General features: G+C 66.1%; 11 protein-coding genes and 1 pseudogene. 10 read left to right on the top strand and 2 right to left on the bottom strand.

Annotation, left to right across the window (positions count from 1 at the left end):
- Window positions 1-164 precede the first annotated feature (164 nt).
- Window positions 165-884 (bottom strand): annotated as a pseudogene (locus GGI48_RS31685) (MCP four helix bundle domain-containing protein); the annotation flags it as partial.
- A 378-nt stretch (window positions 885-1,262) separates the two neighbouring features.
- On the opposite strand from GGI48_RS31685, the gene hpaB reads away from it, so the two are divergent.
- The 7 genes from hpaB (at window position 1,263) to GGI48_RS28805 (ending at window position 8,819) form a co-directional block, all read left to right on the top strand.
- Window positions 1,263-2,825: a 4-hydroxyphenylacetate 3-monooxygenase, oxygenase component gene (gene hpaB / locus GGI48_RS28835; protein WP_179601305.1), complete on the top strand. Its 1,563-nt coding sequence runs from the start codon at window positions 1,263-1,265 to the stop codon at window positions 2,823-2,825.
- Window positions 2,826-3,028: 203 nt separating this feature from the next.
- Complete coding sequence (gene hpaC, locus GGI48_RS28830; RefSeq protein ID WP_042941747.1) at window positions 3,029-3,541, top strand: 4-hydroxyphenylacetate 3-monooxygenase, reductase component; 513 nt, start codon at window positions 3,029-3,031, stop codon at window positions 3,539-3,541.
- A gap of 203 nt (window positions 3,542-3,744) precedes the next feature.
- Entirely contained in the window at window positions 3,745-4,722 is a 978-nt protein-coding gene (locus GGI48_RS28825) for a helix-turn-helix transcriptional regulator (protein ID WP_179601303.1), read from the top strand.
- A 136-nt stretch (window positions 4,723-4,858) separates the two neighbouring features.
- Window positions 4,859-5,731 carry a transporter gene (locus tag GGI48_RS28820; RefSeq protein WP_047304792.1) on the top strand — a complete coding sequence of 291 codons (873 nt, stop codon included), beginning with the start codon at window positions 4,859-4,861 and terminating at the stop codon, window positions 5,729-5,731.
- Between the two features lie 24 nt (window positions 5,732-5,755).
- A complete protein-coding gene (locus tag GGI48_RS28815) occupies window positions 5,756-6,919 on the top strand; it encodes an MFS transporter (protein WP_179601301.1) in 1,164 nt (387 codons plus the stop codon).
- A 67-nt stretch (window positions 6,920-6,986) separates the two neighbouring features.
- On the top strand, window positions 6,987-8,108 hold the full coding sequence (locus tag GGI48_RS28810; protein ID WP_179601299.1) for a class II histone deacetylase: 1,122 nt from the start codon (window positions 6,987-6,989) through the stop codon (window positions 8,106-8,108).
- Between the two features lie 450 nt (window positions 8,109-8,558).
- Complete coding sequence (locus GGI48_RS28805) at window positions 8,559-8,819, top strand: hypothetical protein (RefSeq protein WP_047304795.1); 261 nt, start codon at window positions 8,559-8,561, stop codon at window positions 8,817-8,819.
- Between the two features lie 22 nt (window positions 8,820-8,841).
- Here GGI48_RS28805 and GGI48_RS28800 read toward each other — a convergent pair whose 3' ends face one another.
- Window positions 8,842-9,810: a helix-turn-helix domain-containing protein gene (locus GGI48_RS28800; protein ID WP_103741163.1), complete on the bottom strand. Its 969-nt coding sequence runs from the start codon at window positions 9,808-9,810 to the stop codon at window positions 8,842-8,844.
- A gap of 307 nt (window positions 9,811-10,117) precedes the next feature.
- Between GGI48_RS28800 and GGI48_RS28795 the strand changes: the two genes are divergently transcribed.
- The 3 genes from GGI48_RS28795 to GGI48_RS28785 are packed head-to-tail and all read left to right on the top strand — an operon-like array spanning window position 10,118 to window position 13,018.
- Complete coding sequence (locus GGI48_RS28795) at window positions 10,118-10,651, top strand: 2,4'-dihydroxyacetophenone dioxygenase family protein (protein WP_179601297.1); 534 nt, start codon at window positions 10,118-10,120, stop codon at window positions 10,649-10,651.
- Window positions 10,652-10,685: 34 nt separating this feature from the next.
- Window positions 10,686-11,957: an MFS transporter gene (locus GGI48_RS28790; protein ID WP_179601295.1), complete on the top strand. Its 1,272-nt coding sequence runs from the start codon at window positions 10,686-10,688 to the stop codon at window positions 11,955-11,957.
- Window positions 11,954-13,018 (top strand): 2,3-butanediol dehydrogenase, encoded by a 1,065-nt coding sequence (locus GGI48_RS28785; protein ID WP_179601292.1) that lies wholly within the window; start codon window positions 11,954-11,956, stop codon window positions 13,016-13,018. Before GGI48_RS28790 ends, GGI48_RS28785 begins: the two co-directional genes overlap by 4 nt.
- The last annotated feature ends 4 nt before the right edge of the window (window positions 13,019-13,022 follow it).

The following is a 13,022-nucleotide window of genomic DNA, read 5'->3' as shown; positions in this document are numbered from 1 at the left end:
TTCTGCTGCTGCACCCCGCGGGAGGCTTCTTCGGTAACCGCGCTGAGTTCTTCCGAGGCCGAGGCCAGCTGGGTCGCCGAGCCGGCGATCTGTTCGATGGTCCGGCGCAGGCTGGCCTGCATCTCGGACAAGGCGCCCAGCAGTCTCGCCGGTTCGTCCTTGCCGTCGACCTCGATGACCTGCCGCAGGTTGCCCCCGGCGATGACCTGGGCGGCGTTCAGCGCCTTGTTCAGGGGAGTGACGATGCTGCGGGTCAGCAACAGCGCCAGGACGATGGTCAGCAAGGCGGCGATCACGGCCACGCTGATGATTCCGTTAATCGCCCCGCTGTAGTATTCGCCGGCCGCCTGGGAAGCGCTCCTGGCACCGGCGCCGTTCATCGCAACGAGTTTGTTCAACTGCTCGCCCATCTGGTCGGTGCCATCCTTGATCCGGGTGTTGATCAGGTTGCGCAGTTCATCCAGCTTGTCCTGGCGTGACAGTTCCAGCATCTCCCTCTGCGCCTGCAGGTAATTGTCCAGGGTCACGGTGAAGGCCTTGTAGAGCGCCGCTTCATCCGGGCTCATCGGCAACGCCGCGTAACTGGCCTGGGCCTGTTTCGCCTTGTCCACCAGCACACCGATGCGCGTCTGGGCTTCGGCCAGGCTCGCCGGGTCGCGGTTGACCAACACGCGGAACGAGAGAATTCGCAAGCGCAGCACGTTCTCGGTGAGGTTGCCGAGAAAACCGACGCTGGGCAGTTGGTTGCTTTCCATGTCGACCGAGGCCTGGCGGATGATGGACAGGCGATTGACCGCAAACACCCCCAGCACCACGACCAACAAGGCAATGAACGCAAAACCGAGGAAAGCACGATGAGCGATATTCAGGTTACGCAAGGACATAGGGCGACTCTCGAAGGAGAACGGGGCGGCGCGCATTCATGCTGTTCACCGCGAGGCGCGTCAGGGGCTGCACCGAGGTGGAACATCACGTAGTAAAGCCGAGAACCTGTTAAAGGTATCGGCCAGACTTGAGCTTTCATATGGCTGATCCGCAAAAATATTTCTAGATATGACAAGTGTTTCAGGGCTGATACAGCACAACTCAAAGTGAATCGATAAAGCAGTCCGGCGCCCTGATCAGCCACCTCCCCTCACGACCGACCTGCACCCATCAGACGGCCATGGAAAGTGCAAGTCATTCGCCGGAAAAGCCATTTTTTCAGGGGCGGCGCCTGCCCATCATGGGCCCAGTCCATAAAAACAACGCAGAGACTGGATATGAAACCTGAAGACTTTCGTGCCGCAACCCACCGCCCGCTGACCGGTGCCGAATACCTGGCCAGCCTGCGCGATGACCGTGAAATCTACATCTATGGCGACCGCGTCAAGGACGTCACCACCCACCCGGCCTTCCGCAATTCGGCGGCTTCCATGGCTCGCCTGTACGACGCCCTGCACGACCCGGCCACCCAGTCACAACTGTGCTGGGACACCGACACCGGCAACGGCGGCTACACCCACAAGTTCTTCCGCTCGGCGAAAAGCCCCGATGAACTGCGCCAGCAGCGCGACGCCATCGCCGACTGGTCGCGCCTGACCTATGGCTGGATGGGCCGCAGCCCCGACTACAAGGCCGCCTTCGGCAGCGCCCTGGGGGCCAACCCGGAGTTCTACGGGCGCTTCGCGGATAACGCCCGCACCTGGTACAAGCGCATCCAGGAAGCCTGCCTGTACCTCAACCACGCCATCGTCAATCCGCCCATCGACCGCGACAAACCGGTGGATCAGGTCAAGGACGTGTTCATCTCGGTGGACCAGGAAGTCGAGGGCGGGATCATCGTCAGCGGCGCCAAGGTGGTGGCCACCAACTCGGCCCTGACCCACTACAACTTCGTCGGCCAGGGCTCGGCCCAACTGTTGGGCGACAACACCGACTTCGCCCTGATGTTCATCGCCCCGATGAACACCCGCGGCATGAAGCTGATCTGCCGCCCGTCCTACGAACTGCAGGCCGGCATGACCGGCTCGCCCTTCGACTACCCGCTGTCCAGCCGCTTCGACGAGAACGACGCGATCCTGATCATGGACAAGGTGTTCATCCCCTGGGAGAACGTGCTGATCTACCGCGACTTCGAGCGCTGCCGCCAGTGGTTCCCGCAAGGCGGTTTCGGCCGCCTGTTCCCGATGCAGGGCTGCACCCGGCTGGCGGTCAAGCTGGACTTCATCACCGGTCTGCTGGTCAAGGCGTTGCAATGCACCGGCTCCCTGGAGTTTCGCGGGGTCCAGGCCCAGGTCGGCGAAGTGGTGGCCTGGCGCAACCTGTTCTGGTCGCTGACCGACGCCATGCACGGCAACGCCAGCGAATGGATGAACGGCGTCTACCTGCCCAGCACCCAGGCCCTGCAGGCCTACCGGGTGCTGGCGCCCCAGGCCTACACCGACATCAAGAAGATCATCGAGCAGGTGGTGGCCAGCGGCCTGATCTACCTGCCGTCCGGCTCCCGCGACCTCAAGGACCCGGTGCTCAACCAGTACCTCAGTACCTACTGCCGGGGTTCCGCTGGCATGGGCCACGAAGAGCGGATCAAGATCCTCAAATTGCTCTGGGACGCCATCGGTACCGAGTTCGGTGGCCGCCACGAGCTGTACGAGATCAACTACGCCGGCAGCCAGGACGAGATCCGCATGCAGTGCCTGCGCCACGCCCAGGCCAGCGGCTCGATGAAGGCCATGACCGACCTGGTGGACCGGTGCCTGGGCGACTACGACCTCGACGGCTGGACCGTGCCGCACCTGAGCAACCCCGACGACATCAACATGCTGGACCGCATCCGCCAATAGCCACGAAGCCAGCGTGTGTAGGAACTAGCTCATGTAGGAGCTGGCTTGTGTAGGAGCTGGCTTGCCAGCGAAGACGCCCGCCAGAGCACCACAAGCCTCCAGGCCCGCTTCGCCGGCAAGCCGGCTCCTACAGGCCAAGCCCGCCGTCAGCCCCGCGTTGGCAGCCAGATACCCGGCTGCCCTGCGTCCACGAGGAATTCGTCATGCCTGTACTCGATCCCAAGCAACTTGCCTTTCGCAACGCCATGGCGCACATGACCGCTGCGGTCAACGTCATCACCAGCAACGGCCCCGCCGGGCGTTGCGGCATCACCGCCACCGCGGTCTGCTCGGTCACCGACAGCCCTCCGACCCTGATGGTCTGCGTCAACCGCAACAGCGCCCTGAACCCGGTGTTCAAGGGCAACGGCCAGCTGTGCATCAACGTCCTTGGCGGCGAACATGAAGACGTCGCCCGGCATTTTGCCGGCATGACCGGGGTGGCCATGGACCAGCGCTTCGGCCTGCACCCCTGGCGCGACGGCCGGCAGGCCCTGCCGGTGCTGGAAGACGCCCTGGCCAGCCTCCAGGGGCGCATCACCGAGGTCCAGGAAATCGGCACCCACTCGGTGATGCTGGTGGAACTGGATGAAATCAGCGTGCGCGAGCAAGGCGACTCGCTGGTGTATTTCAGCCGCTGTTTCCACCGTTTGCAGCACCCCTGCCCGGCGGCCTGAGCGCCGCCCTCCACCCTCGCTTGTCCCGGCCTGGTTGCACCCTCTGCCTCCAGGCCATGGGCCACCTCCTGCATCTGTAGGATGGCGGTGGCCGCCCCAGCCATCGATACTCGCACCAGGCCCTGCCCACGTCCCCCAGGCGTATGGTCCTCAACCCCTTCCGTGACGAAAACAATAACAACGTCGCACAGAGGTACAGACCCATGAACCGACCCGATCAGGCTCCGGCCAGTCTGTTGCAGGCCTTCAGCGAGCTGACCCTGGACCTGCAGCAACTGGCGCAGCACAAGGACATCGAAAGCCTTCACCCCCATGCCCTGGCGCGCATCGGCAGACTCTTGCCCTTCGACAGCGCCTGGTGGGGCCGCGCCGCCCTGGTGGACGGCCTGCCGGACGAGCACAGCTGCTACCTGTACCGCCTGCCGCCGAGCTACCTGACGGACTGGCAATCGATTCGCCACACCGATGTCACCGTGCGCCGGGTGCACGAGGTGCCGGGACGGGCGGTGATCGTCGACATGGCCGATCCGGACAACGGCCCGGGCCTCAACTGGCTGGGCCGCCAGTACCAGATCGGCGAACTGCTGTGCGTGGTGCACATCGACCCCCATACCCAACTGAGCAACCACCTGGCGCTGTACCGCGCCCCGGGCGCGCCGCGTTTCACCCAGGACGACTGCCAGCTGCTGAACAACCTGATGCTGCACCTGGTGGCGGCGGTGTCGGCCAATCAGATCCGCACCCTGGTGGCGATGCGCGAACAGCTCAGTCGCCCGCGCAACCTGGCCCTGGCGGTGTGCGATCAGCGTGGGGTGCTGCAGTGCGCCGAACGGGGATTTGTCGACCTGCTGCTCAATGAATGGCCGCGGTGGAACGGCCCGCAACTGCCCATGGCCCTGGACAGCAACGGTTTCGAGGGCAAGCGCCTGCAGATCGATTGCTCGGCCGTGGGCGACCTGTACCTGCTGGCGGCCCGCAGCCGCGCCCTGCTGCCCAAGCTCAGCCCCCGGGAAAACGCCGTCGCCCAGGGCTTCGGCGACGGCAAGACCTACAAGGAAGTGGCCCGGGAGCTGGGCATGTCGCCCAACACCGTGCGCCACCACATCCGCGCCATCTACAGCAAGCTCGGAGTCAAGGACAAGGCGCGCATCGCCCAGTTGCTCCACGCCCCGCCCGACTGATCCAGACCGTTAATCCGCACTGACTTGTGCCGTCGCGTTTGACGGCCACGGGCAGCCTTTGCCTGTTTTTTGCCCCACTGCCGCGTGCCGGCGAGCCGTTCGCCGAATAACAACACCTACAAGAGACGCACCGACCATGACAAGGATTCCGACCCGTACCGCCCTGGCCCTGGCTGGCTGCCTGGCCAGCCTGTCGCTCAACGCCGCGGACCTCAACGCCCGCGACTTCTTCGCCGCCCCCGCGGGCACCAGCCTCGGTGTGCTGTACCTGCCTGCCACCCGTGCCGGCGATTTCCACGGCCCGGCCGACAGCAGCGGCAAAGCCGATCTGCGGATCAACGCCATGGCCTACCGCCAGGTGTTCTTCAGCGACCTGTGCGGCACCCTGTGCACCCCGCAGTTCATCGTGCCCTTCGCCGACATCAGCGCCCGCTTGCCCGGCGCCGAGCGCCGCAGCGGCGAAAGCGGCTTCGGCGACCCCCAGGTGGGCGGCACGCTGTTCTTCATCAACCAGCCAGAAACCCGCACCTACAGCGGCCTGCTGACCCTGGTCACGCTGCCGCTGGGCGAGTACCACGGGCGCAACCCGGACGTGTCCCCCGGGGCCAACCGCTGGGGCACGACCTTTGTCTACAACTACACCCAGGGCCTGGGGCAGAAATGGGTGCTGGAGGCCAACCTCGAAGCCCAGCTCTATGGCAGCAACGACGACTATTTCGGCAGCGACCTGAAGCAGGACCCGCTCTATCGCCTGCAGGCCTTCGCCTCCTACGACTTCACCCCCTCGACCTACGGCGCCCTGCGCCTGATCCACGCCGATGGCGGCGAACTGCGGATCAACGACCGGCGCATCGACGACACCCACAAGCGCTACACCCAGGTCGGCTTCGAGCTCGGGCACTGGCTGGACAAGCAGAACCAGCTGCTGTTCAGCCTGTCGCAGAACGTCGCCACCGAGAACGGTTTTGCCGGCACCGACGCCCTGCTGCGCCTGGTCCACGTGTTCTGAACCCCTTGCCTGCGGAGCCTGCCCATGAACACCCGGAACCCCACCTTGAGCGTCACCTCACACCTGTGCCACCCGTCTCTGGGGCTGCTGGCGGCCATCGTGCTGTTCGCCGCCATCACCCCCGCGGTGCTGCTGACGGCCCCGGCCATTGCTGCGCAACTGGCCAGTCAATGGCAGTTGAGTCCCACCCAGATCGGCGACCTGTTTTCCGCCGAGCTGGGGGCCATGAGCCTGGCCACGCTGCCGGCCATCTGGTGGCTGAAACACATCGACTGGCGCCGCGCCGCCCTGTGCAGCGCCCTGCTGTTCATCGTCGCCAACCTGCTGTCGATGCTGGCCCACGACTATTCGCTGCTGCTGATGGCGCGCTTTGGCAGCGCCCTGGCCGGCGGCTCGCTGATGATCATCTGCCTGGCCAGCGCCGCCGCCAGCCCCACGCCCAGCCGTGCCTACGGTTTCTGGGTGATGGGCCAACTGGTGCTGGGGGCGATCGGCCTGAGCCTGCTGCCCATGCTCTTCCAGCGCTTCGGCCTGGGCGCCTGCTACCTGATCCTGGCGCTGCTGATGGCCCTGTGCCTGCCCCTGGTCCGCTGCTTTCCGGCGGGGGCCGCGCGCCCGGGCGCCGACGCGCCGCCGGCTCCGGCGATCTCCCGGCTCAAGGCGGGGCTGGGGATCCTCGGCATCCTCACCTTCTACATCAGCCTCAGCGGGATCTGGACCTTTATCGGCGCCATCGGCAGCCAGTCCGGCCTCTCGGCCCAGACCTCTGGCGACATCCTGGCCATCGCCACCCTGATGGGCATCGTCGGGGCGCTGTGCGCCACCCTGTTCGGTGACCGCCTGCCCCGCAGCGCCCTGCTCCTGCTGGGCTATGGCCTGATGGCGGGCTCGGTGCTGCTGCTTCTGGACCAGCCGCAGCTGGCGCGTTTCGCCCTGGCGGCGCTGGTGTTCAAGTTCACCTGGACCTTCATCCTGCCGCTGATCCTGGCGCGCATGGCCGAGATGGATCGCAGCGGCCGGCTGATGAATGCCTCCAACCTGGTGATCAGCGCCGGCCTGGCCATAGGCCCGAGCCTCGCCGGGCGCCTGATCGAAAGCAGCGGCGGCTTCCAGGGCCTGTTGCTGGGGGGCGCGGTGGTCACCCTGGTTTCCCTGGCGCTGGTGCTCGGTTGCCGTCCCGCGCCCTAGCCCGCCCCGGGCAGCCTGGGCTTGCCGGGGCTGCCCTCACCCTTTTCCCTGAAAAATGGACATCACCATGACCTGTAAAACCGCGTTCTTCTTCGATGAACTCTGCCTGTGGCACAGCGGCGGCCCCCATGTGCTGACCCTGCCGGTGGGCGGCTGGGTGCAACCGCCGGCCGCCGCCGGACACGCCGAATCACCGGAAACCAAGCGCCGCCTGAAAAGCCTGATGGACGTCTGCGGCCTGACCCGGCAACTGCAGGTGCGCAGCGCTCCACCGGCCAGCGAAGCGGACCTGCTGCGGGTGCACCCGGCCGACTACCTGCAACGCTTCAAGGCCCTGAGCGATGCCGGCGGCGGCCACCTGGGGGATGAAGCACCGGTGGGCCCGGGCAGCTATGAAATCGCCAAGCTGTCCGCCGGTCTGGCCCTGGCCGCGGTGGACGCGGTGCTCAGTGGCGAAGCCGACAATGCCTATGCCCTGTCGCGGCCACCGGGACACCACTGCAGCGCCGACCAGGCCATGGGCTTCTGCTTCCTGGCCAACATCGCCATCGCCATCGAAGCCGCCAAGGCCCGCCACGGCCTGGGCAGGGTGGCGGTCATCGACTGGGACGTGCACCACGGCAACGGCACCCAGTCGATCTTCGAGGAACGGGCCGACGTACTGACCCTGTCCCTGCATCAGGACGGCTGCTTTCCGCCGGGTTACGGCGGTGAACACGAACGCGGGCGCGGCGCCGGCCTGGGCTGCAACATCAACGTCCCGCTGCTGCCCGGCGGCGGCCATGACGCCTACCTGTACGCCATGCGACAGATCGTGGTGCCGGCCCTGGAGCGCTTCGAACCCGAGCTGATCATCGTTGCCTGCGGCTATGACGCCAACGCCGTGGACCCGCTGGCGCGGATGCTGCTGCACAGCGATTCGTTCCGCGAGATGACCCAGTGCCTGCGCGACGCCGCCGAGCGCCTGTGCCAGGGGCGCCTGGTGCTGGTGCATGAAGGTGGCTACTCCGAGGCCTACGTGCCGTTTTGCGGGCTGGCGACCCTGGAGGCGCTGTCGGGCATCCGTACCGAGGTCCAGGACCCGATGCTGGAATTCGTCCGCCAGCAGCAGCCCAAACCGGACTTCGCGGCCTTTCAGCGCCAGTTGCTGGACCGTCAGGCCGCGGCCATAGCGGCCGCCGCTGGCTGACCCGCCCGGCTTCCTGGCGGGGCTGATGTTCAGCGGCGTGACGCCGGGCATCAGCTACCGCCTGCCTTCCCCCTGCCTGACAACCCCTTCCCCGCATCCTCGCGCCACAGGCCAAGGGTGGCGAGCGGCGCCGCTTGAGCGGCGTGCGCGGCCCGATGCCGATGCCCGGCCGCCGCCCCTCGCCGGGCCGCCTTGTGTGCGACCACGGCACATTCGCTCTGACGATGGCCAAAGGTTTTCTATTCTCTCCTCAATAACCTGACCCACAGGTCCGATTCCTCGCCGTTCACCCCTGGAAGAACCCTCGCGTGCTGCAGCAACGCGCCCTTGCCTTCGGGAGCGGGTGTGTCGCGCGCCGGGGCCTGTCCGTCTGCTTGCCCGCCCTCCCCGATTGTCAGGATTTGCCACTGATCGGGGGCTTGCCTATCCGCTGAGACAAAGGAGATGTCCATGGACCGCAAGACCCAGCAATACCTCGACGAAATCTACTTCTGGCAGAAGGCTCGCGCGCGCCTGTTGGAACTCGCGGCACAATTGCGCGAACCTCCCCCTGGCCCGCTGGAACCGGCGCTGGCGAATCCCGCCAAGGAGCCGCTGGACGATCTGTTGCACAGCTGCGGCCTCGACGCGCTGCGGCGCGGCTCCGAACAGGCGGCGCCAGCCGACCCAGGGGCCGCCGGGAGCACGCCGCCGACGGATACGGCGGACTGAAACCGCGCGGGCAACGCCCCGGCTATGACGACTTTCGCGCCCGGGCCTCACTGGGGGTCAGCTGATAGCGGGCCTTGAACGCCCGGGCAAAGTGCGCCTGGCTGGCAAAGCCATGGCGATAGGCAATCTCGCTGATGTCCAGGCCCGCTCCCTGGGGGCTGCCCAGCAGTTGGCGGGCCAGGTGCAGGCGTTTTTCCAGGATGAAGCGGCTGGGCAGCGTGCCTTCCAGGGCAAACAGCCGGGCAAGATGCCGGGGGGAGATACCGGTCTGGGCCGCCACCCGCTCGCAACTCAGGGACGGGTCGGCCAGTTGCTCCTGGATGCACTGTTTGGCGGCCAGCAGATAGGCCCCGCTCAAGGCGTTGATCGGCCGCTCGCCCACTTGCCCGGCAATCAGGCTGGCCAGCAGTTCGAAGGCCTGTTCCTGGTAGGCCTCGGCCTCGCCACACAGTGGCTGCTGGAAGAAGGCCCGGGTACGTTCGCCCAGGGTGCGCAGCAGCAGGCGCTGCACGCCGCTGTGCACACCGATCTTCAGGGGCCGGTCGAAGCGTTTCAGGCAGCGCTCGGCGAACTGCACCTGGGGGATGTCGAAGATGAACTGGCGCATCGCCCCGGAGAAGCCGAACAGGTAGGGCTTGTCGGTGCGATAGACCACCAGCTCGCCCGGCTCCAGCACCTGGCAGGCGCCATCCTGATAGAAGAACGAGCCGCTGCCGCTGACCAGGGAGACGAAGATCGACTCCTTGGGCACGCCGCGGATCATCGAGCTGTCGCGCTCCACCACATGCTGGTTGCCGACGATGCAGGCCAGGCGCATGGCGCTCAGTTGCAGGTTGTCCTGGCGCGCGCGAAAGCCGCTCTCGGCGTAGGAATTGCACTTGAGGCCCACCAGGGTGCTGGCGTTGTAGTCCTCCCAGAACCTCAGGCGTTGATCCAGTTCGACGGCCTGGGTGCTGGCGTGTCGGGTTTCGAGCAAGGCGCATGGAGACATTGTTGTTCTTCTCATGGGCGGCGGGATATTCCCCGGACGGCAAGGCCGCGTCCGGGCACCTGGGACCGCATGATCTGCGGCTCGCGGCCATTCATTAACATCTGAACTATATGCGCTGTCAACTTGAAACGCAGTGACAGCCGTTCGCCGGAACGAGCTCATCCCATCGCTGTTTGCGCGGGGAAAAGTCCCCGTCCGAAACAGACAACAAACCGGTCCGATTCGATCAAACCGGCCCTTGCCCGTGGGCCTAAAGTCGCCTCAGTCATCCCCATGACGCCCCCTATAACAACAATCGAGGTCAACCATGCCTGAAGCCGCCACCCGTGAATTCTGGAAAGACCTGCAGCCCATCGCCGACTGCTTCAAGCCCGACGCCAAGCCCGAGGTCTACCTGCCCAACGCCGCCAGCGATGACCTGAGCCTGTACGTGCCCTTCACCGACACCGTGTCGTCGCGACCGCTGTGGATTTCCCCCAGCGAGAACCGCTGGTGCGACATCCTCATGGCCCGCAGCGCCGGGCTGGTCAACCGCCACTACCACCCCCACGAAGTCTTCGCCTACACCCTGTCCGGCAAGTGGGGCTACCTGGAGCACGATTGGACGGCCAGCGCCGGGGATTTCGTCTACGAAACCCCGGGCGAAGGCCACACCCTGGTGGCCTACGAGCACGAGCAGCCGATGCGGGTGTTCTTCATCGTCAAGGGCCCGCTGATCTGGCTCGACCAACAAGGCGAGCCGGACGGCTATTTCGATGTGCACTCCTACATCGCCCTGTGTCGCGAACACTACGAAAAGATCGGCCTGGGCGCGGCCCATATCGACACCCTGTTTCGCTGACCTGCGCCGCTCACCCCTCCTTTGGAGAACCACCATGGCTTATAAAAACAACAAGGCCAGTTACGAGAACACCTTGCTCGGGGTGCTGTTCCTGACCTTCGGCTTTGTCTTTTTCGATCGTCTGGCGCTGTCCTTCCTGTTTCCGTTCATGGCCGACGAACTGCAACTGAGCAACCGCCACCTGGGCATGCTGTCGTCGGTGCTGGCCCTGGCCTGGGCCGTGTCCGGGGCCCTGGTGGGCGCCTGGTCGGACCGCCGTGGCGTGCGCAAGCCGCTGCTGATCATCGCGGTAATCCTGTTTTCCCTGTGCTCGGCCCTTTCCGGGCTGGTCACCGGCTTCCTCAGCCTGCTGCTGTTTCGCGCCATCATGGGCCTGGCGGAAGGACCGATCCTGCCGCTCTCGCAATCCTTGATGGTCGAGGCCTCCTCGCCCCAGCGCCGGGGCTTGAACATGGGTCTGCTGCAAGGCTCGGCCGCCGGTTTGCTGGGGGCGGTGATCGGCCCGCCGGTGCTGATCGGCCTGGCCGAAGCCTATGGCTGGCGCCACGCCTTTATCGTCTCGCTGCTTCCCGGGCTGCTGATTGCCCTGCTGATCTGGCGCTATGTGCAAGCCGACCGCCCCCACCGCGAGCCTCGCGCCGAGGTGGTAGCGGGCAACGGCGGCGGGCATCGGCTGGCTCTTTTGAAAAGCCGCAACATCGTGCTCTGCACCCTGATCAGCTGCGTGTTCCTGACCTGGTTCATCATTCTGATTTCCTTCACCCCGACCTTTCTGGTCAAGGTCCGCGACTACAGCCCGGCCAGCATGGGCACGGTGATGAGCTGCCTGGGCGGCGCCTGGGTGCTGTGGGGCTTCGGCGTGCCGGCGATCTCCGACCGCATCGGCCGACGCCCGACCCTGGTGCTGTTCTCGCTGATCGCCGCCTGCTGCCCGATCGCCCTGCTCTACGCGTCTTCGCCGTGGATGCTCGGGGTCCTGATGCTGCTGACCTACACCGGCCTGGGCTGTTTCACCCTGTTCATGGCCACCATTCCGGCAGAGACCGTGCCCCGTGAAGTCATGGCCACCGCCCTGGGCCTGATCATGGGCATCGGTGAACTGGTGGGCGGCTTCGTCGCCCCGACCATCGCCGGGTTCGCCGCCGACCGCTTCGGCCTGTCCATCGTCATGTGGATGTCCTGTGGCGGTGCCCTGCTGGCAGCGGTACTGGCGCTGTTCCTCAAGGAAACCGCTCCCGCCGTGCTGGCGCGACAACAACGCCGGCACGCCAGCGCCTCTTCCGTCCTGCAAGGAAACCAGCCATGAAAGCACTGCAATGGCACGCCGCCCGCGACCTGCGCCTGAGCCAGGTGCAACTGCGCCAGCCCGGCCCCGGGGAAGTCCTGCTGCAGGTCGCCTACTGCGGCATCTGCGGCAGCGACCTGCATGAATACGCCGATGGGCCGCACTCGATTCCCCAGCACAAGGTCCATCCGCTGTCCGGCTGTCGGGCGCCACTGACCCTGGGCCATGAGTTCTGCGGTCAGGTCACGGCCCTGGGCCCCGACGTCGACCCGGGTCTGCTGGGGCAGCGGGTGGCGGTGGAGCCGGAGTACCGCTGCGGCGAATGCCAGTACTGCCGCAGGGGCCAGTACAACCTGTGTGAATCCATGGGCTTTATCGGCCTGATGGGCGACGGCGGTTTTGCCGAACAGGCGCTGGTGCCGGCCTACATGCTGCACCGCCTGCCGGCGGGCGTGAGCTTCAAGCAAGCGGCGGTGCTGGAGCCGGCGGCGGTGGCCTACCACGCCCTGAACCAGAGCAGCCTGATGGCCGGCGACAGTTGCGTGGTGTTCGGCCTCGGGCCCATCGGCCTGCTGCTGATCCTGCTGGCCCGGCTGCGAGGCGTGGAGCGTATCTACGCCGTGGACCTGGACCCCGAGCGTCGGCACCTGGCTCTGGAACTCGGCGCCAGCGCCGCCCTGGACGGCCGCGATCCGCACCTGCAGGAGCGGCTGCGACAACTGAGCGCTGGCGGCCTCGACACCGCCTTTGAGGCCGCCGGCAGCCAGCAGACCCTGAGCCATGCCCTGCATTGCCTGCGCAAGGGCGGCGAAGTGGTACTGGTGGGCCTGATGGGCCAGGTGCACTTCGACGCCTTTTATCTGGTGAACAACGAACTGCGCCTGCTCAGCAGCGTCGGCTACCGCCAGGTGTACCCCGAACTGATCGAACTGTTGGCCAGCGGACGCCTGGACCTGTCCCGGGTGGTGACCCGCTGCCTGGCCCTGGAGCAGGCGGTGGAACAGGGCTTTGAGGCGCTGTTGCAAGACAAGAGCCAGATCAAGGTGCTGGTCAACCCGACACCGGCCCTGGCCGAGGCCTGACCCA

Origin of the sequence: Pseudomonas protegens (assembly GCF_013407925.2) — a bacterium.
GTDB classification, from domain to species: Bacteria; Pseudomonadota; Gammaproteobacteria; order Pseudomonadales; family Pseudomonadaceae; genus Aquipseudomonas; species Aquipseudomonas fluorescens_AP.
The sequence above is the reverse complement of the archived record's forward strand: the minus strand, read 5'-3'. Positions and strand labels throughout refer to the sequence as shown.

Bases quoted from the DNA above. Each gene is read 5' to 3' on its own strand.
- hpaB (WP_179601305.1), top strand. From the start codon at position 1,263: ATGAAACCTGAAGACTTTCGTGCCGCAACCCACCGCCCGCTGACCGGT.
- hpaC (WP_042941747.1), top strand. From the start codon at position 3,029: ATGCCTGTACTCGATCCCAAGCAACTTGCCTTTCGCAACGCCATGGCG.
- GGI48_RS28825 (WP_179601303.1), top strand. From the start codon at position 3,745: ATGAACCGACCCGATCAGGCTCCGGCCAGTCTGTTGCAGGCCTTCAGC.
- GGI48_RS28820 (WP_047304792.1), top strand. From the start codon at position 4,859: ATGACAAGGATTCCGACCCGTACCGCCCTGGCCCTGGCTGGCTGCCTG.
- GGI48_RS28815 (WP_179601301.1), top strand. From the start codon at position 5,756: ATGAACACCCGGAACCCCACCTTGAGCGTCACCTCACACCTGTGCCAC.
- GGI48_RS28810 (WP_179601299.1), top strand. From the start codon at position 6,987: ATGACCTGTAAAACCGCGTTCTTCTTCGATGAACTCTGCCTGTGGCAC.
- GGI48_RS28805 (WP_047304795.1), top strand. From the start codon at position 8,559: ATGGACCGCAAGACCCAGCAATACCTCGACGAAATCTACTTCTGGCAG.
- GGI48_RS28800 (WP_103741163.1), bottom strand. From the start codon at position 9,810: ATGTCTCCATGCGCCTTGCTCGAAACCCGACACGCCAGCACCCAGGCC.
- GGI48_RS28795 (WP_179601297.1), top strand. From the start codon at position 10,118: ATGCCTGAAGCCGCCACCCGTGAATTCTGGAAAGACCTGCAGCCCATC.
- GGI48_RS28790 (WP_179601295.1), top strand. From the start codon at position 10,686: ATGGCTTATAAAAACAACAAGGCCAGTTACGAGAACACCTTGCTCGGG.
- GGI48_RS28785 (WP_179601292.1), top strand. From the start codon at position 11,954: ATGAAAGCACTGCAATGGCACGCCGCCCGCGACCTGCGCCTGAGCCAG.